This is a genomic window from Cupriavidus sp. SHE, from assembly GCF_000812445.1.
Lineage (GTDB): Bacteria > Pseudomonadota > Gammaproteobacteria > Burkholderiales > Burkholderiaceae > Cupriavidus > Cupriavidus metallidurans.
This window is the reverse complement of the sequence record NZ_JWMB01000106.1, coordinates 1-1,192: the sequence shown is the minus strand read 5'-3', so window position 1 is coordinate 1,192 and position 1,192 is coordinate 1. Positions and strand designations below refer to the sequence as shown.

Here is a 1,192-nt window from a genome sequence, read left to right as displayed (position 1 = left end):
ATGGCAAAGGAAAAGTTCGAGCGGACCAAGCCGCACGTGAACGTAGGTACGATTGGTCACGTTGACCACGGCAAGACGACGCTGACGGCAGCGATTGCCACGGTGCTGGCAGCCAAGTTCGGTGGCGCAGCCAAGAAGTACGACGAAATCGACGCAGCGCCGGAAGAGAAGGCACGCGGCATCACGATCAACACCGCGCACGTGGAATACGAGACGGCCAACCGCCACTACGCCCACGTTGACTGCCCGGGCCACGCTGACTATGTGAAGAACATGATCACGGGCGCTGCGCAGATGGACGGCGCGATTCTGGTGTGCTCGGCCGCTGACGGCCCGATGCCGCAGACGCGTGAGCACATCCTGCTGGCCCGTCAGGTTGGCGTGCCGTACATCATCGTGTTCCTGAACAAGTGCGACATGGTGGACGACGCCGAGCTGCTCGAGCTGGTGGAAATGGAAGTGCGCGAGCTGCTGTCGAAGTACGAATTCCCGGGCGACGACACGCCGATCATCAAGGGTTCGGCCAAGCTGGCGCTGGAAGGCGACAAGGGCGAACTGGGTGAAGTGGCGATCATGAACCTGGCCGACGCGCTGGACACGTACATCCCGACGCCGGAGCGCGCTGTGGACGGTACGTTCCTGATGCCGGTGGAAGACGTGTTCTCGATCTCGGGCCGCGGTACCGTGGTGACCGGTCGTATCGAGCGTGGCGTGATCAAGGTCGGTGAAGAAATCGAAATCGTGGGTATCCGCCCGACGGTGAAGACGATCTGCACGGGCGTGGAAATGTTCCGCAAGCTGCTGGATCAAGGCCAGGCTGGTGACAACGTTGGTCTGCTGCTGCGCGGCACGAAGCGCGAAGACGTGGAGCGTGGTCAAGTTCTGTGCAAGCCGGGCTCGATCAAGCCGCACACGCACTTCACGGGTGAGGTGTACATTCTGTCGAAGGACGAAGGTGGTCGTCACACGCCGTTCTTCAACAACTACCGCCCGCAGTTCTATTTCCGTACGACCGACGTGACCGGCTCGATCGAGCTGCCGAAGGACAAGGAAATGGTCATGCCGGGTGACAACGTGTCGATCACCGTCAAGCTGATCGCCCCGATCGCCATGGAAGAAGGTCTGCGCTTCGCTATCCGCGAAGGTGGCCGTACCGTCGGCGCCGGCGTTGTGGCAAAGATCCTCGACTAAG

The 1,192-nt window shown here is 61.3% G+C and carries 1 protein-coding gene; it reads left to right on the top strand.

Features of this window, described 5'->3' with window-relative positions:
• Positions 1-1,191, top strand: a complete 1,191-nt coding sequence (gene tuf / locus RN01_RS31550) for an elongation factor Tu (protein ID WP_008649202.1) — start codon at positions 1-3, stop codon at positions 1,189-1,191.
• Position 1,192 lies beyond the last annotated feature (1 nt).